Consider the following 19,748-nt stretch of genomic DNA (forward strand, 5'->3'; position numbering starts at 1 on the left):
AACTCCATTTTATTTTAGGTGAGTTACCATTGAGGGGTTAACGATAACGTCGGTTCTTGCAAAGCTGAAATTTGTTCTTTAAACGCCAGCACTTGGTTTTCCCAGTATTTTGCATCGTTAAACCAAGGGAATGCAATCGGAAAAGCCGGATCATGCCAACGTTTTGCCAGCCAAGCCATGTAGTGGACCATTCTAAGACCACGTAATGGTTCAATCAGTTTCAATTGATTGGTATCAAAATGTGAAAACTCGCTATAAGCTTCAAGAATAATGTCGAGCTGCATTAATTTTTCTGCACGTTCACCACTTAATAACATCCATAAATCTTGTACCGCCGGACCATTACGCGCATCATCAAGGTCAACAAACATTGGGCCATCTCGCCATAAAATATTGCCGGGGTGACAATCGCCATGCAAACGGATGAGTTGCTTAGGTTCGAACCAATGTAGTTCTAATTGTTCGATTAGCATATCAAGATCGCTGAAAAAGCTTTTCTCTAAGTAGCTTGGAATAAAACTCGATTGTTGCAGTAATTGGCGCGGCTGATACAAGTATTCATCTAAGCTGATGGTAGGGCGATGTTGGAATGGTTTGGCTTGGCTGACTTGATGAATACGCCCCATAAAGCGGCCTACCCATTCCATTTGATCGAGGTTATCTACTTCAAACTGACGCCCTCCAACACTTTCAAACAAAGCAAAGTAGTAGCCTTGGTATTGGTGTAACGTCATACCATTAATCAGGCAAGGGGGAGCGACCGGAATATCTTGTTCCAGTAATTCTTGGGTGAATTGATGCTCTTCGAGGATTTGTGCTTGTGACCAACGCTGCGGGCGATAAAATTTCACCACATAACGTTTTTTATCTTCATCAATAAATTGATACACCCGGTTTTCGTAACTGTTGAGGGCCAGTAAACCCGACTCCGCTCGAACACCGATACTTTCTAGTGCGTACCACATGAAATCGGGAGTGAGTCCGTCGAAATTAAACGCTATCTGCGGTGAATCAGGATTATTCATATAATAAAAAAGGCCAATTACTTAGCCTTTCCTTATGTGATTGTTAACTTGAGTAATAGTTAACTTGCAGTATGCCTAGAGCTTCTTAATAAAGCGACTTTCTACATTCAAGTTAAACCCGTTATTGTCGGTGAGTATAAACTCAAACTTAATGATCGGCGAGGTTAACTCATCTGGATTTACCGACAGGGTGAGTGGCTTGCTGATCAACTGACCGGCAGGAACTTGAATGGTTTGGCTACCATACCATTTCACATCGGTTAATCCTTTTACGTCAATTTGATATTGCTGAGTTTTCTGGGTTTTATTCAAGATTTTTAATGTGTAGGTATTTTCTATCCAACCTTGGTTGTCGACTCGGAACATTTGGTTGCGATCACGCAATACACTCATATTAACCGGGTCGACCGTTGCCACTTGACTAATAAATAGTCCGATCATCAAAATTAGAGTAATACCGTAACCAATTAGCTTAGGACGCATGATTTTGGTTTTATTACCGGCCAATTTATGTTCGGTAGTGTAGTTGATTAATCCGCGAGGGTAGCCCATTCGATCCATGGTTTGGTCACACGCATCAATACAAGCGCCACAGTTGATGCATTCATATTGCAAGCCGTCACGTATATCGATTCCGGTTGGGCAGACTTGTACACATAAGTTGCAGTCGATGCAGTCACCAAGACCAGCTGGTTTGTCGGCTTTACGTGAACGTGGGCCTCTTTGTTCGCCACGCTTGGCATCGTAGCCGACGATGTAGGTGTCTTTATCAAACATCGCTGATTGAAAACGCGCATAAGGACACATGTGCAAACACATAATTGAGCGCATCCAACCGGCGTTACCATAAGTACAAGCCGCAAAGAACCATACCCAAAATGCAGGCCAAAAGCTTAATTCAAAGGTGGCAAATTCGCTAAATAGTTCACGGACGGGAATAAAATAACCGACAAACACTAAACCAGTAATAATAGAAATTACCCACCATGCTATGTGCTTTATGGTTTTGCGAACGATAAGGTTACCGGTGTATTTACTATTATCTTGCTTACGTCGCTTATTAGCTGGGCCTTCTAGCTTTTCTTCTAACCAAATGAAAATAAAGGTCCATACGGTTTGCGGGCATAGGTAACCACACCAGACTCGGCCTAAAAAGGTGGTGATAAAAAACAGGCCAAAGGCTGCAATAACAAAAATGATGGCCAATAAGGTCAAATCTTGTGGAAAGAAAGTGGCTCCAAAGAAAACAAATTGTTGTTTTGCTAGGTCAAATAAAATCGCTTGGCGATCTTGATAGGTAATCCAAGGCAGAATGGCAAACAGAACCATTAGAAACCAACCGCCATAACGACGCATTTTCTGGAACGTCCCTTGGCTTTTTCTTACGTATATTTTACCGTTGGCATCTCGGTTGGTTTTCGGGGTAATGACTTTGACATCGATTCGATCTTGACTCATTGCTGCTTCCTTGTCCGAAATAAAGATACATTGCCTTTATTTAGTTATGCGGAAATTATTGTGGCACATTATATCTGATTGAATGGTGGTGGGATGTAATGATGATCTAGCTTTGCGATTTTTGTCATTGAAAAGATCAGCCAAGACCAAAAGGGCTTAATTTCAGCTTGGCCTAGTTATTATTACTCAATAATGCCACGTGCACGTAACAGTGCGGTTTTAAAGTCATCTTCTTGATCTTTTGCCAGGCCCGGAATCATTTCTTCTTTACCACTATTACGCATTTTGAGATGGTAGATCAGAACATCATCGGTAAGGTCTTCTAATTTACCTTGATAGCCAGCTTCTTGGCTAAGCTTAACGATGAACTCTAGTAGGTTAAGATCAGGATCTTTTTGCCATTCAGGGTGGAGTAGTTCAATTAATTCATTAACGCGGTGGCATTTCATTTTCTTCACCATAGATAAAATAAGGGTTATTTCGGTACGGTAGCAAATTATATACCCAAGTAACTTCAAGGTGCGAGTTTCAGCAAGAATAAAAAAGCGCAGCACCTAAATGATGCTACGCTCTTGGGATATCAAGTTTTGAACCGCATTACTTTTGCTCTGGGGCTTCTGCTGGCGCTTTGGCTGATTTTGCTACAGGAACAGTAGCAAAACAGTGGCGGCGACGAGAAGCTGAACCGCGAGAAAATGAAGCTCGAACAGGAACAGGACGCATATAGTTATTGCCTATAAAAACGCACATCCATGGCTATTGTTACCTGATCCAACCATTATGTATTTTGATTGTTTGTCCTAAATATGACCAGTAATCGAACAATTTTTCGACTGTGTAATAGTATAGTCATAAAGAATTGCTAAAGCGATAACCTTTTTATCGCTAAGTGAATAAATTGACAGGAATTTAAAAAATCGAGGAGCGGATATGTCGTTTTTTAAGAAAACATTAGCGAGCTTAGGTATTGGTTCGGCGCGCGTCGATACTATCTTAAAGCAAGATGTCGTCTATCCGGGGCAAACCGTGTCGGTTGATGTACATGTTTATGGTGGAGCAACTGAACAGTCGATCGATAATATTTATCTAAAACTATGCTGTCGCTACCGTGCTGAGCGAATTAGCCCTGAAGGTCGCAAAGTGGAAGGCAGTAAAGTTGCCCAAACTTATGTATTGGATAAGTGGTCTTTGCCCGAAGCATTCAATATTAAGCCCCATCAAGATAAAGTGTTTTCGGTTGACTTACAGGTACCTTGGAATACCCCGATAACTTTAGGTGATTCGAAGGTGTGGCTAGATACCACGTTAGATATTGCTTTAGCATCTGATCCTAAAGATACCGATATTTTAACTGTGCGCCCAGATCCGCTTGATGATGGTATTTTTTCAGCTTTAGAAGAGGCTGGTTTGCGTATTCGTCAAGTAGAATGTGAAGCGGTAAAGGGGTTTGATTTGCCGTTTGTTCAAGAGTTTGAGTTTGTACCAGTACATGGTGAATTCCATGGTCGTTGGCGTGAATTAGAAATAGTCATTTATCGGACTGAACATGAGCTGAAGATTTGGTTTGAAGTGGATCGTCAAAAGAAAGGTATGGGGGGAATGTTATCAGGCTTAATTGGTAGTAATAAGCTTAAACGAGAGTTAGTACTGCAGCATGATGAATCACCGACGGAAGCGGGTAAGAAGGTGCTGGCGTTTTTAGATCAAAGCACTTAATAGAGATTACGATTCATTAGGCTTACACTTGTAAGCTCAATGTGTCAGAATAAGTTATTGGATTTTTGTGCTTTAGAGGGTCGACCGATGTCGTCTGTAGAATATACCGCTCGTGAAGAGCTAGCTAACAGTATTAGTCACGGTCTCGGTGTCATATTTGGTGTCGTTGCTTTAGTGGTGTTGTTAATGAAATCTTATGCCGCTCATGCTGACACCATGACTTATGTCAGTATGACTGTGTATGGCGTGAGTGTGATTATGTTATTTTTAGCTTCCACACTTTATCATTCGATTTCTTACCCTAAAGCGAAACGTTGGTTAAAAACCCTAGATCATAGTGCAATTTATTTACTAATAGCTGGCAGTTATACACCATTTTTATTGGTTGGTTTACGTACTGATTTAGCGATTGGATTGATGATCGTGATTTGGTCGATAGCCCTTTTAGGGGTGATCATGAAGGTATCATTTGTCTATCGCTTTAAGTCTTTTTCCCTGATTAGCTATTTGATTATGGGCTGGTTATCGCTGGTGGTGGTTTATCAATTGGCGACGCATTTAGATATTCGAGCAGTAGTCTGGCTGGTCGCTGGCGGAGTGATTTACTCACTAGGGGTAATTTTCTACACCAATAAACGAATTCCTTATAATCATGCGATTTGGCATTTGTTTGTGCTCGGTGGTTGTATTTGCCACTTTGTGAGTATTTATGGATACGTACATCCAGTAGCAAGATAATTCAGCCGATTTAAGCTGCATGGTAATAATAATGGCGAGCAGATTAGGCTCGCCATTTTTGTGTCTGAAGAGGTGAAAATTGATAAACTTATGTGCGCCAGAAAGCAGGGAAGAAAATCACTAAGATAGTCAGAATTTCCAAGCGTCCCATCAACATACCAAAACTGAGTAACCATTTAGCAGCATCGGGTAGTGGTGCGAAGTTCCCGGTTGGTCCAATCACACTTCCCATTCCTGGGCCGACATTTGCCACTGCGGTCATTGAAGCGCTGATACTGGTGATCGGGTCTAAGCCCATGGTACTTAATGCGCCTGCAATAAAAATTATCGTCAGAATAAAAGTTAATACAAAAGCGACCACTGAGCGCACGATGTCATCGTTAACTGGGCGTTGGTTGTAGCGCTGGACAAATACACCAGATGGATGAATTAAACGCATGATCTGTTTATTTAGTAGGGTGGCAGCAACTTGGAAGCGGAAAATTTTAATCCCACCAGCGGTTGAGCCAGAGCACGCACCGACCAACATTAAGAAAGCAAAGACAACGGATGGCAATCCACCCCAAGCGGTAAAGTCATCTAATCCAAAACCTGTGGTGGTTAATACTGAAATAATGTTGAAGGTTGAAATTCGAATAGCATCGAAAAACGTATAATGATCACGAAAAGTCATCCATAGTGCGACCAATAAACTTGTCGTGAGCACGAGATAGAAGAAGCCGCGTACTTGAGCATCAAGAAATAACGCTTTCGGGGTTCTTTTACGTAGAGCGGTGACAAATAGTAAAAAAGGCAACCCACCTAAAAACATAAAAAGAGAGCCTACCCAATGTGCGCCATTCGAAAAATGATTCATTGAACTATCACTGGTGGAGTAACCACCCGTTGAAAGGGTAGTAAAGGCATGGTTAATTGCATCAAACAATCCCATCCCTGTGTACAGATAACCAATAATACATAAAAGGGTTAAAGTGACGTAAACCACCACGATGTTCTTGGCGACACTTTTAGCTCTCGGGCTACTTTTATCTGACCAATCGGAAGATTCAGTTTGGAATAGTTTCATCCCCCCAACGTTTAGCATAGGAAGAATTGCAACGGCCATTACGATAAATCCTACCCCACCAATCCACTGTAGAGTAGAGCGCCACAGTAGAATGCTTGGTGACATAGTATCTAAACCACTTAATACCGTAGAGCCTGTAGTGGTAATGCCAGACATGGTTTCAAAGTAAGCGTCGGTAAAGCTGATATGGTTGATAAAGACAAATGGTAGAGCAGCGAAGCAGCTTGAGACGCTCCAAACCAAGGTGGTGATCAAGAACATATCACGCACTCCGAGACGGAAGTTTTTGGTGCGTCCAAGCGACAGAAAAACGAAAGCAGCAAAGTGAGTAATTAATAAAGATTGGCCGAATTCAATAAAACCGTCCGTACCGGTGAAGAATGCTAGTAAGGTTGGCACATACATAAATAGTGCGATTTTTGATAGCACTAAACCGAGTACAAACGATATGGGACGATAGTTAACCATGCGATTCCTAACTCTTTATAAGAAGAATGGGCTAGGTTGGAATAAACGTTCTACATCTGGCACATATTTTTTGTCTACTAGGAACATTACAACGTGATCGTCTTGTTCGATAACTGTTCTATCGTGAGCAATCAGTACCTCTTCACCACGCACGATCGCGCCAATGGTTGTACCTGGTGGGAGTTTGATGTCACCAATTGCTTTACCAACCACTTTTGAGGTGGTTTCATCACCGTGGGCGATCGCTTCAATCGCTTCTGCTGCACCACGGCGGAGTGAGGATACGTTAACAATATCGGCACGACGTACGTGAGTTAGTAGCGCAGAAATGGTCGCTTGTTGTGGAGAAATCGCCACATCAATCGCACCGCCTTGTACGAGATCGACATAAGCACTACGTTGGATTAATACCATCACTTTCTTCGCACCAAGACGCTTGGCTAACATCGCTGACATGATGTTGGTTTCATCTTCGTTAGTTAGCGCGATGAACACGTCAACTTGGTCGATGTTCTCTTCATTGAGTAATTCTTGGTCTGCAGCATCTCCACAAAATACAATGGTGTTTTCTAACTCTTCAGAGAGACGCTCAGCACGTTGATAACTACGTTCAATCAGCTTAACGCTATAGTCTTTCTCAAGGCATTTAGCGAGACTTGAGCCAATGTTACCCCCTCCCACAATCATGATGCGGCGGTAGGTTTTTTCAAGACGTTGTAATTCACTCATTACGGCGCGAATATGATTGCTGGCTGCCACGAAGAATACTTCATCATCGGCTTCAATAATGGTGGTACCTTGTGGGCGAATCGGTCGACCTTGGCGGAAAATCGCCGCAACACGAGTATCAATGTGTGGCATGTGTTCGCGTAACGTTGATAAAGCATTACCTACTAGAGGGCCGCCGTAATAAGCTTTTACCGCAACTAGGCTGACTTTTTTCTCAGCAAAGCTCACAACTTGTAGTGCACCAGGGTAGTGAATCAAGCGTTCAATATAGCTCGTCACCAATTCTTCTGGAGCAATTAGGTGATCGACAGGAATGGCTCCAGATTGAAACAGTGCATCTTTTTCGGCTAAATATTCAGGTGAACGAATGCGGGCAATTCTGCTTGGTGTGTTAAACAAGGTGAAGGCCACTTGGCAAGCGGCCATATTGGTTTCATCTGAGTTAGTCACTGCCACCAACATATCGGCATCTTGTGCGCCAGCTTCACGAAGCGTATCTGGGTGGCTGGCATAACCATTGACCACTCGTAAATCATACTTATCTTGTAGTTCTCTGAGTCGATCAGTGTTGTGGTCGATAACGGTGATATCGTTATTTTCACCCACTAGGTTTTCCGCTAGTGTACCGCCAACTTGTCCCGCACCAAGAATAATGATTTTCATAATATTTCGTGAACCTTGATTTAACTTTCATCAACGGTGATATGCAATTCACCAGTTAGCATTACGCCGTTTTTCGTAATACCGCGTAATAAAAACCATCCATGTTTTCTTCACCAGGAAGAATTTGTCGTCCAGGATTATCCGCTTGTGAGCCAATTAATTCCACATTCGTCGTGCGTTTTAAGAAGGCACGTACTTGATCGATGTTTTCTTGTGGTGTGATTGAGCATGTTGCATACACTAAAGTACCGTTTGGCTTAAGTTGACGCCACATGGCATCGAGAATTTCGCTTTGTAGTTCGGCTAATGCTTCAATATCACTGCCGCGACGCAACCATTTAATATCAGGGTGACGACGAATCACTCCGGTCGCCGAACATGGTGCATCCAACAAAATGCGATCAAACTTCTCACCGTTCCACCATTCTTCAGGATAACGGGCATCACCACAAATCACTTCCGCTTGAAGCTGTAAACGCTCTAGGTTTTCATGTACGCGTTTTAAGCGGTTGTCATCACAATCAATCGCAACGACTTCAGTGTTGTTAGTGTGTTCTAAAATATGAGCAGTTTTTCCACCCGGTGCGGCGCAACAATCTAAAATTAATTCACCATCTTGTGGTGTTAAGTAGTCAACCGATAATTGAGCGGCAGCATCTTGCACTGACACCCAACCTAGATCGAAACCTGGCAGTGTCATCACATCACAAGGTGAAAGCAAACGTAGTGCATCTTGTGCTTGTGGATGAATTTCCGCTTCAATGTCATTTTGTTTTAATAGTTCTAGATATTGATCTCGGGTGTGATGCTGGCGATTCACTCGTAACCACATTGGTGCTTTACTGTTATTGGCTTCAACAATTTTTTGCCATTGTTCAGGGTAGGCTTGTTGTAATAGTTTTAATAACCAGCTTGGGTGAGCATATTTACCGGCATTGTGGCTAATAGCATGAGCATCCAGTTGTTCTTGATTGCGTTGGTAGTTGCGTAACACGGCATTAATTAAGCCACGTAAACGAGGGCCTTTTAATGCTTGAGCGCCTTCTACTGTTTCGCCTACAGCTGCATGTGGTGGTATGCGCATAAAGCTTAACTGATAAATGCCAATCAGAATTAAATGGTGAAAAACGCGCTGTTTGCCTTTCAGCGGTTTATCCATGAGTTCGTTAACGATGGATTCTAAGCGTGGAAGATAACGCAATGCGCCATAGCACATCTCTTGTAATAGTGCGTGATCCCTTGGGCGAATACTTTGCTGTGCAGTAGGAAGCGCAGAAGAGAGCGAATAACCTTGGTCTACAACTTCAAATAATACTTTTGCAGCAGCGGCACGAACGTTCATGATGTTTTCTCTTGTCGGTAACTCGCAAATAGCAAGTTAGATAAATCAATTACATGGATAAAATAAACAAGGCACATTGCTGCGCCTTGCTTGGTTGGCTATCGTCGTTAGTGAGCGATTAACCTAAAATGTTGCCGACTTCAAACCACTGGCTGCGAGCATTTAAAGTGTCTTGTACTGACAATGCTTTTTTCCCTGGGATTTGTAGTTGTTCAAGAACTAATAGATTTTTACCGGTCGCCACATAGATGCCGGTTTTATCCGCGCGAATAATTTGACCTGCCGGATGGTCAGCTTGTTGTGGCTCGACTCGTGATTGCCATACTTTGATGTTATGTTGCTGGTCGTTATTATCAGTAATACTAAAGAAGCTCATTGGCCATGGATTAAACGCACGAACGCAACGTTCAATATGTTCTGCATCATTATTCCAATCGATTTTTGCTTCTTCTTTACTGAGCTTTTTCGCGTAGTTGGCGTAATCATCGTTCTGTTTCTGTGGAAAAATATTGCCTTGGCTAATGTCTTGTACACAGTCTAATAAGGCTTGTGGGCCTAGTTCAGCCAACTTTTCATACATCGAGGCGCTAGTGTCGGTACTGGCAATCGGTAAGGTGGAGATTTTCAGCATATCACCGGTATCTAAACCAATGTCCATTTGCATTATGGTTACGCCGGTTTCAGCATCGCCAGCCCAAATTGCACGTTGGATCGGCGCAGCGCCACGCCAGCGCGGTAAGATAGAGCCGTGAACGTTAATACAACCTAAACGAGGCATATCCAACACTGCTTGAGGTAATAACAAGCCGTAAGCCACTACGATCATCAAATCTGCATTCAATGCTTCTAACTGTTGTTTCGCTTGGTCGGATTTGAAATTCTCTGGCTGGAAAACCGGAATGTCGTGCTCAAGAGCGAGCTGTTTGACTGGGCTAGCCGTTAGCTTTTTACCACGACCTGCTGGACGATCAGGTTGAGTATAAGCGGCAATAATTTGATATTCAGAATCTTGTTGTGCAGAAAGTAACGCCGCCAAGTGACGGGCGGCGAAATCTGGCGTACCTGCAAAGACAATACGTAAAGACTGGCTCAAGGTAACCTCATTAATTGATGATTGCGTGATTATTGATTCTTTTCATTAAAGCGTTTTATTTTTTCAAGCTTGTCTTTAATACGCTTACGCTTTAATGGGGAAAGATAATCAACGAATAATTTACCAAGTAAGTGATCACATTCATGTTGAATACAGATGGCTAATAGCTCATCCGCTTCTAATGTGAATTCTTGGCCATTTTTGTCTAATGCTTTGACTTTGATTGAAGAAGCTCTAGGTACTAAAGCTCGCGCTCCAGGGACAGATAAGCAACCCTCTTCAATACCATCTTCACCTTGTTTTTCAATGATTTCCGGATTAATCAAAACAAGTTGTTCATCTCTGTTTTCAGAAACATCGATAACGATAATTTGTTTATGGATATCTACTTGAGTTGCAGCCAAGCCAATACCTTCCTCATCATACATGGTTTCAAACATGTCATCGATGAGAGTATGAAGCTCAGGGGTGAACTCAGTAACGGGTTTTGCGACCGTACGTAGACGATCATCTGGGAAAGTTAATACATTTAATACAGACATATACACTCTAAATATTGAACTGTGCCGAAAACAGCTTAAACCTAATTGCTCCAATTCTAGACATTTTACAAGGCAAATGACAGCATCCAATTACATTAAGCGACAAATATGTCGACCAAGGAATCCAGGTCATGCCTAAAGTTACACAATTTATAGTGAAGTTATTTATCTTTTTTGTGGTGAGTTTTTCAGTCGTTGCTGCCACTCAATCTACGCCACCGTTAGTTCTGAAAGAGGGCGCACCAAACACCTATGTGGTGAAAAAGGGCGATACACTGTGGGATATTTCAGCATTATTTCTCGATAGTCCGTGGTTATGGCCACGTTTATGGCAAGTTAACCCTGAGATTGACAACCCACATTTAATCTATCCCGGTGATAAGCTGACTTTGACTTGGCAAAATGGCCAACCTTTGTTGAGCTTAAAGCCAATGAAAAAGATCAGCCCACAGGTACGCAAAAGTAGTAAACAAGCTATTTCTACCTTATCAGATGGTTTAATCTCTCCATATCTAAAGTCGGATCAGTTATTGACTGACCAGCAATTAGAAGAGGCACTGAGAGTGCTAGGTACCAGTGAAGGGCGTAAGTTCTTAAGTCACAATGAGCGTATTTATATCGACGGTAAAGTGACTCACCCTGATTGGGCAGTTTATCGTTTAATTAAGCAATATCAGCGTAGTGGCGATGATGTGGACGCTACCGCTTATTCATTACGTTTAGTCGCCAAAGCACAATTAAAAGAGTCGAATGATAAAGCCAGTGCGTTGCAGGTAGTCAGTCAACAACAAGAGATTTTGCAAAATGATATTGTGTTGCCGGTGATTGGTGATGATTTAACTTTGTCTACGGTGTTTCAGCCTAGTCCTGCTCCAGTCGGTCTAGTGGCGAATATTAAAGGGTCAATGGAGGATCATTACTTTATGGCGGTTAATCAAGTCGTCGTGATAGACCGTGGTTCTGATGATGGTTTAACACAAGGCAGTAGCTTTAATTTGGCCAAACAAGGTGCGGTCGTTTATGGTCGTAAAGGTGATTACCGCTATGAAAAAGAAGTGGGTGTGAACGGCTTTAGCTCTGCAGATTTACCACCGGTTTCAATTGGTCAAATGGTAGTGATTCGTCCGTATGCTAAATTTAGCTTAGCTTTTATCACTCAGAGTTTAGAGCCCGTTGGTGTCAATTCTTTAGCGGTGTCCCCTCTAACCGATAGACCGATTGTTGAGGGTGTTGATGCACAAGCTAATCATGCATCAGTATTGCAGACTGATAACGCTTCTTAATGATGCTAGACCTTTATCATAGAGCGGTTTGATTATGGAATGGCTTGCGAATGAATGATACTCAATTGGCGGCTTGGTTAACTTTGAGTTTTACGCCAAAGCTTGGTGGAGTAGCGCTTGCTCGCTTGATGAGTGTCGACTCCCCACAAAATTTGGTTCACTACTCGACACAGCAGTGGCAAAAGTTAGGGTTGAAAGCTAACCAGATTGGCTATATTCAGCACCAAGCCGAGCCAGAGGTAGAGCGATGTTTACACTGGTTCGCACAATCTTCATATCATCACATTCTAACGCCATTAGATGAAAATTATCCCCAACTATTAAGCCAAATGTCCTCGCACCCTCCGGTATTGTTTATCAAAGGTGAGTTAGCTGCGGTTAATTCTGTGCAATTTGCTATGATTGGCAGCCGTCATGCTAGTTTAGATGGCTTGAAAGCATCTAAAGAGTTTGCTTATCAGTTAGCTCAAAATGGGCTCACTATTACTAGTGGTTTGGCATTAGGGGTAGATGGTCATGCTCATGATGGCGCTTTATTGGCACAAGGGACAACAGTTGCGGTGTTAGGTTCTGGTGTCGATCAGGTTTACCCTTCGCGACATAAAGGCTTAGCCGAACGAATTTTACAGCAAGGTGGTGCTTTGGTTTCGGAATTAAGGCCAAATGCTAAACCTCGTGCGGAAAATTTCCCTCGTCGAAATCGAATCATTAGTGGTTTATCGCAAGGCGTGTTGGTTGTAGAGGCGGCAGAGCGCAGTGGGTCTTTAATTACAGCACGTTATGCGCTAGAGCAAAATCGAGATGTATTTGCATTACCGGGGTCAATTTATCAGCCGGGGTTTGCCGGAACTAATCAGTTATTAAAGCAAGGGGCAATTTTAGCGTTGAGCCCACAAGATATTCTGGATGAATTAAATCCGGCGTTATCTCGGTCTTCTTATGTATATCAACCGGTACAAACTCAGCTAAACTTAACACAACAGGCGACGCCGGAAATAACAGTTAATCACTCTCAACCATTGCCATTTCCCCTACTGTTAGCTAACGTAGGAAATGATCCAACACCAGTTGATATTTTGTCTCAGCGTACCCATATCCCGGTACACGAAGTAATGATGCAAATATTAGAGCTTGAGTTAGCTGGACATGTTATTTCTGTTCCTGGAGGTTATATTCTTAATAGTGGGAATAAACCAAGATAAAGTGTTGCCGCGGAGGGTAAAGCTATGATGGACATTCTTATGTACCTGTTTGAAACCTATATTCATAGCGATGCAGACCTCATGATTGATCAAGACGAACTTGAAGATGAGTTACTGCGGGCAGGCTTTCACCAACAAGAAATTTATAAAGCATTAAATTGGCTCGAAGGGTTAGCAGCCTTGCAACAAGGCGAGCGCCTCGATATGGCAACCAGCTCAGCGAGTTCGACACGTATCTTTACCCAAGAAGAAATGCTGCGCTTAGATGTGTCCTGTCGTGGCTTTTTACTATTTCTTGAGCAAGTCCAAGTATTGACTACAGAAACACGCGAAATGGTGATTGACCGTGTGATGGGATTAGAAACCCAAGAGTTTAGCTTGGATGATCTTAAGTGGGTGATCTTGATGGTACTGTTTAATGTTCCAGGCAATGAAAATGCTTATACTCAAATGGAAGAGTTACTCTACTCGACTGAACAAGGTTTAGTGCATTAATTTGCGTGCTTCTAATGAATAACAAAATCGACCAACAATTATTTTCCGCCCATGGACATGCGTTAGAGCATGAGTCTTGCCCTAAGTGTGGTGAAGAATACCAAGGCGAATTGCAATTACGACATGGTAAGCGCGGGCCATTCTTGGGTTGTGTGCGTTATCCTGAGTGTGATTTTATTCGACCACTTCATCAAAACGATGGCCATATCATAAAAGAACTGGGTGTACCTTGTCCTGAGTGTGGTGGTAATGATCTACCAGGAGAGTTGGTGTTAAGGCAAGGGCGCTATGGCATGTTTATTGGTTGTAGTCGCTTTCCTGAGTGTCATCATATTGAATCTTCCGCTCCGCAACCTGAACAAGCGACAGAATTGAACTTAACTTGCCCTGAATGTAAAACGGGTAAATTAGTTGAACGTCAATCTCGCTTTGGGAAGAGCTTTTATGCTTGTGATGCTTATCCAAAGTGTAAATTCTCGATCAACTCACAACCGCTTGAAGGTGAGTGCCAACAATGTGGCTTTCCCTTGTTAATTGAAAAGCGTTTAGCCAGTGGCACTAAAATTCAGTGTGCCGATCGTAAGTGTCAACATACCCAAAGTTAGTTTGGCTTTTTATATGCTTTGATATAAAAGACTCGCAACAGTTAAGTGATCTGATGCGAGTCTTTTTTATTGTACTAATTTACAATTTAGATACTCGGTCTTTTAGTTCCGGAAACGCTGCTGGTTCTAATACTGAGGCCAATTGAGTTAGTATTTCTTTCATTTCTTGGTGGGAGTGGCCACAAACATTAATGTGTCCCATCTTACGGCCTGGACGTTGTTCTTTTCCATACCAATGAATATGACATTGCGGCATCGAAAGTACGGATTCAGGCACACGATTTTGGCCTAAAATATTGACCATTGCGGTATGACGAATCGCTTGAGTGCTACCTAATGGTAAATTGCACACTGCACGTAAATGGTTCTCAAATTGACAAACTTCAGCCCCTTGTTGAGTCCAGTGACCTGAGTTATGCACGCGTGGTGCGATTTCGTTGACTAGCAATTTGCCTTTGACATCGAAAAACTCAATCGCCAATACACCAACATAGTCGAGTTGCTCGGCAATAGCAGTAAACATGGTAGCGGCTTGAGATTGTAATTCTGGCTCATCAATGGCGACCGATAGACTCAATACACCATTAACGTGAACATTCTCCGCAAGAGGGTAGATCGCGACTTCACCGTTCACACGGCGAGCACCAACAAGTGAAACTTCTCTTTCAAAAGGTACAAACTCTTCAGCGACCACCGCTTGATGAGGAGTTGCTTCGATAGCAGCAGAGACTTTTTTCCAGATTTGATCGACTTGTTTTGCATCGGTTAAGCGCCATTGCCCCTTACCATCGTAACCACCTAATGCCGTTTTCAGCACCATAGGAATACCGACAAATTCAATGGCTGCATCAAGATCAGCGCGTTTCTCTATAATCGCATATTTAGCATTAGCTGCTTTGGAATCATTAAGTAATTGTTTTTCGATGCGGCGATCGCCACCAGCTTTAATAGCTTGAGTAGTTGGTAGAAACTTGCCACTTTTTTCACAAATATCGAGTACCGAATGTGGGATGTGTTCAAACTCAGCGGTAATAACATCAGCAGAAGCAATTGCATTATTTAAACCGTGGCCAATAACATTTTTTGTTAGTGGGTGAACAATTTGCTCACTGCCGACATCAAATGCTGAAATGTCGATGTTTAATGGTGCACCTGCTAAAGACATCATTCGTGCCAATTGGCCTGCACCTAGTACTAAAACTTGTTTGTTTGCCATTAGTATTAATCCTCGGCTGGATTAGGGTTTGCTAGTACAGTATCCGTTTGTTCTTTGCGGAATGCTTCAACTTGAGCCATCACATTTTCATCGTGAGTACCAATAATTTGTGCCGCTAGAATGCCTGCATTGGCGGCACCAGCTTCACCAATCGCTAGAGTACCAACTGCGATTCCTTTAGGCATTTGGACAATTGAATACAGAGAATCAACTCCAGATAGTGCACGAGATTGAACGGGTACCCCAAGCACAGGAAGGCTAGTGTAAGCGGCGGTCATTCCTGGAAGGTGAGCTGCTCCACCTGCGCCAGCAATAATCACTTTAATGCCGCGTTCTTTTGCACTTTCTGCATATTCAGCTAATAGGTGAGGAGTACGGTGAGCAGATACTACTTTGGTTTCGTACGGTACATTAAAACGGTCCAGCATTTCTGCGGCAAGTTTCATGGTTGGCCAATCAGATTTTGAACCCATAATGATTCCAACAGTCATCGAATACTCCTTAACGATTCAAACTATAAATACAATAATTGTCACTATTATACTGAGAATTGATGACAAGGAAAACGTTTGCGTCAGGTTGTTTTCATATTCTGATCTGAATAAATGACATTGAGATGAAAAAATTTTAGTCATCAGCAATAAGGTTTTATACACTGGCGCTATTACCGTTTGTACAGGGAAGAAAATCATAGTGAATAATTTTGAATCTGTTGTTGAGGCTTTGCAGCAAGGAGAAGTCATCGCTTATCCAACTGAAGGCGTGTTTGGGGTAGGGTGTGATCCTGATAATGTATCTGCAATTGATAAGTTGTTAGCGTTAAAGCAGCGCCCAATAGATAAAGGCTTGATTTTGATTGCGGCTAATTATCAGCAGTTATTACCTTACATTGATGACTCTCTATTAACTCATGAACAGTTGCAAGTGGTGCAGTCTACTTGGCCTGGCCCTGTGACTTGGGTGATGCCGGTTAAAAAGGGAGTTTCAACTCATCTTACCGGGCAGTTTAATTCAATTGCGGTTCGTGTGACTGACCACCCTTTAGTACAACAACTTTGTTTAGCGTTTGGTAAGCCAATTACGTCAACCAGTGCAAATTTAACAGGGTTAGAGCCTTGCCGTACAACGGAAGAGGTTGATCATCAACTCGGTGACAAGCTAGTAGCGATCCTACAAGGAAAAGTGGGTGGAAGAACTCAGCCAACAGAAATTCGTGATGCCAAAACATCAAACGTATTAAGACAAGGCTAGTATTAAACAAGGGAAATAACTTGATGACGAATAGAACTCAACAAGTCGATAAGCATGCTGTAAAAGCCTTTCTGATGAGCTTGCAAGACTCGATTTGCGCTCAATTGGAAGCGGTCGATGGCAACCAGTTTATTGAAGATGCTTGGCAAAGAGAGCAAGGCGGTGGCGGCCGCAGCCGAGTGATCCGAGATGGTAAGGTGTTTGAGCAAGGTGGTGTCAATTTTTCTCATGTATTTGGCGGTAAGATGCCTGCTTCGGCAACTGCCCATCGACCAGAGCTTGCTGGCCGTCAGTTTGAAGCGATGGGCGTGTCATTGGTTCTACACCCTAAAAATCCTTATATTCCGACATCTCATGCCAATGTGCGCTTTTTCATTGCCGAAAAAGAAGGCGAAGCACCTATTTGGTGGTTTGGTGGTGGGTTTGATTTAACGCCATTTTATCCTTTTGAGGAAGATTGCCAACATTGGCACGATACCGCCAAAGCTATCTGTGCGCCATTTGGCGATGACGTATATCGTGAGCATAAGGCTTGGTGTGATAAATACTTCTTTTTACCTCATCGTAATGAAACACGTGGTGTTGGCGGATTATTTTTTGATGATTTAAATCAATGGGATTTTTCAATTTGTTTTGACTACATGCAGTCCGTTGGGGAAGGGTTTACCCAAGCTTATTTACCTATTGTGAATAAAAGACAAAATCATCAATATGGTGAACGTGAACGTCAGTTCCAGTTATATCGTCGTGGTCGCTATGTTGAATTCAATTTAGTTTATGATCGAGGTACTTTATTTGGCTTGCAAAGTGGTGGGAGAACCGAATCTATTTTAATGTCTATGCCACCGTTGGCGCGTTGGGAATATGATTACACCCCGGAAAGTGATTCAGCAGAAGCCAATTTATATCAAAATTATTTACAGCCACGAGAGTGGTAGTAATTATTTACTCTTTAGGGGAAAAGAAAGGGACGATTCATGCAAACACTCGATCAATATGCAGTATTTGGTAATCCGATAAAACATAGTAAATCACCTTTTATTCATTCCCTGTTTGCTCGTCAAACCAATCAAACAATGGAATACGGCATCGTTGAAGCACCTATTGATAGTTTTGAGCAAGCAGCGCGAGGTTTTTTTGCCGCAGGAGGTAAAGGTTGTAATGTTACCGCACCGTTTAAGTTAGATGCTTATCAATTTGCTGATCGTTTAACTGAAAGGGCGAAATTAGCACAAGCGGTGAATACATTAAAGAAGCTTGATGACGGTTTGATTATTGGTGATAACACCGATGGTGACGGCTTAGTTCAGGATTTATTACAAAATAACGCTCAGCTAAAAGGAGCAAGAATATTGCTACTTGGTGCTGGTGGTGCAGCTCGCGGGGTATTAAAACCATTACTTGATCAGCGACCGCAACATGTAGTGATAACTAATCGCACTTTAAGTAAAGCTGAAGAGTTGGCGGAAACCTTCAAACCTTATGGTTTTATCTCGGCACAACCGATGCAAGATATTGATTCTGCCTTTGATATTATTATTAATTCTACTTCGGCAGGCCTTGCTGGTGGGTTACCTGATATCAGTACTGCGATCTTTACCCCACATAGCGTCAGTTATGATATGAGTTATGGGGCAGATAAAACACAGTTTACGGACTGGGCAAAGCAGAACGGCGTATCTCATGCCTATGATGGTTTGGGGATGTTAGTGGGGCAAGCGGCTGAAAGCTTTATGTTATGGCGTGGATTACGTCCGAGTGTACGCCAGGTACTGAGAGAATTACGTCGTAATTTAGAGAGTTAAATAATGAACCAAAATATTCTTTTTGTGGATCGCTATGAGTGGGACTGTGAGCGCCAAGCGGTTGTTTTCCAAGCTCAACAAGCTGGCCAGCTTATAGATTGCATTGTTTCTCTAGGATTATTATCTCAATTAGATAATGCAAATGTGAGTAAAGAAAATGCATTAGCGGTTTTTGAGCGTGTTCGTTTTGACTTAGAAGATATAGCGGAACAAGCAATAGAAAAAGAGGAATTTAGCCCAACGGGTGAAATCGTATTGGGCTAATGGCGTGGTGACTATTTTACTTCCGTAAGGTAGTCATTTTTATTAACCACATAATTATCAGCAGACTTAAGTAAAAATGCTTTTTCTTCATCTTTTAGTGGTCTAGCTTGTTTTACTGGGCTACCTACATATAAGTAACCACTTTCTAGGTGTTTACCTGGTGGAACTAAACTGCCCGCACCAATCATGACGTCGGAATCTATAATCGCACCATCTAGCACAATTGCTCCCATACCAATCAATATTCTGTCATGAATGGTACAGCCATGTAGCATGACCTTATGGCCAACTGTCACATCATTGCCAATAATAAGAGGAAAGCCATTAGGATTATCTGTGCTTTTATGGGTGACATGCAAAACCGAACCATCTTGAATATTAGTACGTTCTCCAATGCTAATATGATTAACATCGCCACGAGCCGCCACTAATGGCCAAATACTAGAATCATTACCAATTCTTATTTCTCCCACTAAAACTGATAACTCATCTATGTATACATTTTCCCCAATGAGAGGGGATATACCTTTATAACTACGGATATTGTTCATTTTTACTCCTTATTTTGTCTAATTATGGTGAAATCACACAAGCAAACTACATAAAATGACCCTTTTTGATTTAAAAGTAATCAAACGATCAAAAAAATCAAAAAAACACAAAAAAGCCCTTGCCAATGTGAACCAGGTCTCTATAATGCGCCCTCACTGACACGGAGCACACAGCCTAACGGCAGCAACGAGTTAGAGGTCAAAACCTTATCAAAAAGGTTTGCGAAAAAAGTTTT

The 19,748-nt window shown here is 42.3% G+C and carries 22 protein-coding genes; 10 read left to right on the plus strand and 12 right to left on the minus strand.

The genetic code is table 11. The features are described 5' to 3' along the window. Positions 1-23 precede the first annotated feature (23 nt). The 4 genes from QQJ93_RS01555 to QQJ93_RS01570 form a co-directional block, all read right to left on the minus strand. Complete coding sequence (locus QQJ93_RS01555) at positions 24-1,025, minus strand: serine/threonine protein kinase (RefSeq protein WP_089125129.1); 1,002 nt, start codon at positions 1,023-1,025, stop codon at positions 24-26. A 75-nt stretch (positions 1,026-1,100) separates the two neighbouring features. Further along, positions 1,101-2,483, minus strand: coding sequence for a cytochrome c oxidase accessory protein CcoG (ccoG, locus tag QQJ93_RS01560; RefSeq protein WP_089125130.1), 1,383 nt, complete (start codon positions 2,481-2,483; stop codon positions 1,101-1,103). 182 nt (positions 2,484-2,665) lie between these two features. Beyond that, the gene (locus QQJ93_RS01565) at positions 2,666-2,932 is read right to left on the minus strand and encodes a YihD family protein (RefSeq protein ID WP_027695038.1); all 267 of its coding nucleotides are present in this window, start codon (positions 2,930-2,932) and stop codon (positions 2,666-2,668) included. A 148-nt stretch (positions 2,933-3,080) separates the two neighbouring features. Then, the gene (locus QQJ93_RS01570; protein ID WP_272159028.1) at positions 3,081-3,206 is read right to left on the minus strand and encodes a hypothetical protein; all 126 of its coding nucleotides are present in this window, start codon (positions 3,204-3,206) and stop codon (positions 3,081-3,083) included. A 207-nt stretch (positions 3,207-3,413) separates the two neighbouring features. Here QQJ93_RS01570 and QQJ93_RS01575 point away from each other — a divergent pair, with 207 nt between their 5' ends. Beyond that, the gene (locus QQJ93_RS01575) at positions 3,414-4,199 is read left to right on the plus strand and encodes a sporulation protein (protein ID WP_089125131.1); all 786 of its coding nucleotides are present in this window, start codon (positions 3,414-3,416) and stop codon (positions 4,197-4,199) included. An 87-nt stretch (positions 4,200-4,286) separates the two neighbouring features. Beyond that, a complete protein-coding gene (trhA, locus tag QQJ93_RS01580; protein ID WP_089125132.1) occupies positions 4,287-4,937 on the plus strand; it encodes a PAQR family membrane homeostasis protein TrhA in 651 nt (216 codons plus the stop codon). Between the two features lie 88 nt (positions 4,938-5,025). Here the strand turns inward: trhA and QQJ93_RS01585 are convergent, their stop codons facing one another. The 5 genes from QQJ93_RS01585 to def all read right to left on the minus strand — a co-directional run bounded on the left by QQJ93_RS01585 (position 5,026) and on the right by def (position 10,840). Continuing rightward, on the minus strand, positions 5,026-6,471 hold the full coding sequence (locus tag QQJ93_RS01585; RefSeq protein ID WP_089125133.1) for a TrkH family potassium uptake protein: 1,446 nt from the start codon (positions 6,469-6,471) through the stop codon (positions 5,026-5,028). A 15-nt stretch (positions 6,472-6,486) separates the two neighbouring features. Then, on the minus strand, positions 6,487-7,863 hold the full coding sequence (gene trkA / locus QQJ93_RS01590; RefSeq protein WP_089125134.1) for a Trk system potassium transporter TrkA: 1,377 nt from the start codon (positions 7,861-7,863) through the stop codon (positions 6,487-6,489). A 61-nt stretch (positions 7,864-7,924) separates the two neighbouring features. Continuing rightward, positions 7,925-9,205 carry a 16S rRNA (cytosine(967)-C(5))-methyltransferase RsmB gene (gene rsmB, locus QQJ93_RS01595; RefSeq protein ID WP_089125135.1) on the minus strand — a complete coding sequence of 427 codons (1,281 nt, stop codon included), beginning with the start codon at positions 9,203-9,205 and terminating at the stop codon, positions 7,925-7,927. A gap of 118 nt (positions 9,206-9,323) precedes the next feature. After that, positions 9,324-10,298, minus strand: coding sequence for a methionyl-tRNA formyltransferase (gene fmt, locus QQJ93_RS01600; RefSeq protein WP_089125136.1), 975 nt, complete (start codon positions 10,296-10,298; stop codon positions 9,324-9,326). Between the two features lie 29 nt (positions 10,299-10,327). Next, complete coding sequence (gene def / locus QQJ93_RS01605) at positions 10,328-10,840, minus strand: peptide deformylase (RefSeq protein ID WP_089125137.1); 513 nt, start codon at positions 10,838-10,840, stop codon at positions 10,328-10,330. 131 nt (positions 10,841-10,971) lie between these two features. On the opposite strand from def, the gene QQJ93_RS01610 reads away from it, so the two are divergent. Genes QQJ93_RS01610 through QQJ93_RS01625 form a run of 4 tightly spaced genes read left to right on the plus strand, consistent with a single transcriptional unit; the run spans position 10,972 to position 14,425 of the window. Next, on the plus strand, positions 10,972-12,123 hold the full coding sequence (locus tag QQJ93_RS01610) for a LysM peptidoglycan-binding domain-containing protein (protein WP_089125138.1): 1,152 nt from the start codon (positions 10,972-10,974) through the stop codon (positions 12,121-12,123). A gap of 50 nt (positions 12,124-12,173) precedes the next feature. Further along, positions 12,174-13,325, plus strand: a complete 1,152-nt coding sequence (gene dprA, locus QQJ93_RS01615; RefSeq protein ID WP_089125139.1) for a DNA-processing protein DprA — start codon at positions 12,174-12,176, stop codon at positions 13,323-13,325. 24 nt (positions 13,326-13,349) lie between these two features. Beyond that, positions 13,350-13,820: a DUF494 family protein gene (locus QQJ93_RS01620; RefSeq protein WP_089125140.1), complete on the plus strand. Its 471-nt coding sequence runs from the start codon at positions 13,350-13,352 to the stop codon at positions 13,818-13,820. A gap of 14 nt (positions 13,821-13,834) precedes the next feature. Then, complete coding sequence (locus QQJ93_RS01625) at positions 13,835-14,425, plus strand: DNA topoisomerase family protein (protein WP_089125141.1); 591 nt, start codon at positions 13,835-13,837, stop codon at positions 14,423-14,425. 79 nt (positions 14,426-14,504) lie between these two features. Here QQJ93_RS01625 and QQJ93_RS01630 read toward each other — a convergent pair whose 3' ends face one another. Further along, on the minus strand, positions 14,505-15,641 hold the full coding sequence (locus QQJ93_RS01630) for a 5-(carboxyamino)imidazole ribonucleotide synthase (protein WP_089125142.1): 1,137 nt from the start codon (positions 15,639-15,641) through the stop codon (positions 14,505-14,507). Between the two features lie 5 nt (positions 15,642-15,646). Beyond that, positions 15,647-16,132 (minus strand): 5-(carboxyamino)imidazole ribonucleotide mutase, encoded by a 486-nt coding sequence (gene purE / locus QQJ93_RS01635; protein WP_089125143.1) that lies wholly within the window; start codon positions 16,130-16,132, stop codon positions 15,647-15,649. 202 nt (positions 16,133-16,334) lie between these two features. Between purE and tsaC the strand changes: the two genes are divergently transcribed. Genes tsaC through QQJ93_RS01655 form a run of 4 tightly spaced genes read left to right on the plus strand, consistent with a single transcriptional unit; the run spans position 16,335 to position 18,961 of the window. After that, entirely contained in the window at positions 16,335-16,892 is a 558-nt protein-coding gene (tsaC, locus tag QQJ93_RS01640) for an L-threonylcarbamoyladenylate synthase type 1 TsaC (protein ID WP_089125144.1), read from the plus strand. A 23-nt stretch (positions 16,893-16,915) separates the two neighbouring features. Beyond that, positions 16,916-17,830, plus strand: a complete 915-nt coding sequence (gene hemF / locus QQJ93_RS01645; RefSeq protein WP_089125145.1) for an oxygen-dependent coproporphyrinogen oxidase — start codon at positions 16,916-16,918, stop codon at positions 17,828-17,830. A gap of 39 nt (positions 17,831-17,869) precedes the next feature. Then, the gene (gene aroE / locus QQJ93_RS01650) at positions 17,870-18,697 is read left to right on the plus strand and encodes a shikimate dehydrogenase (RefSeq protein ID WP_089125146.1); all 828 of its coding nucleotides are present in this window, start codon (positions 17,870-17,872) and stop codon (positions 18,695-18,697) included. Between the two features lie 3 nt (positions 18,698-18,700). Further along, complete coding sequence (locus QQJ93_RS01655) at positions 18,701-18,961, plus strand: DUF1488 family protein (protein ID WP_089125147.1); 261 nt, start codon at positions 18,701-18,703, stop codon at positions 18,959-18,961. Positions 18,962-18,972: 11 nt separating this feature from the next. On the opposite strand, the gene QQJ93_RS01660 is transcribed toward QQJ93_RS01655, so the two are convergent. Beyond that, a complete protein-coding gene (locus QQJ93_RS01660) occupies positions 18,973-19,512 on the minus strand; it encodes a gamma carbonic anhydrase family protein (protein WP_089125148.1) in 540 nt (179 codons plus the stop codon). Positions 19,513-19,748 lie beyond the last annotated feature (236 nt).

Origin of the sequence: Vibrio algivorus (genome assembly GCF_030161215.1) — a bacterium.
Classification (GTDB): Bacteria; Pseudomonadota; Gammaproteobacteria; order Enterobacterales; family Vibrionaceae; genus Vibrio; species Vibrio algivorus.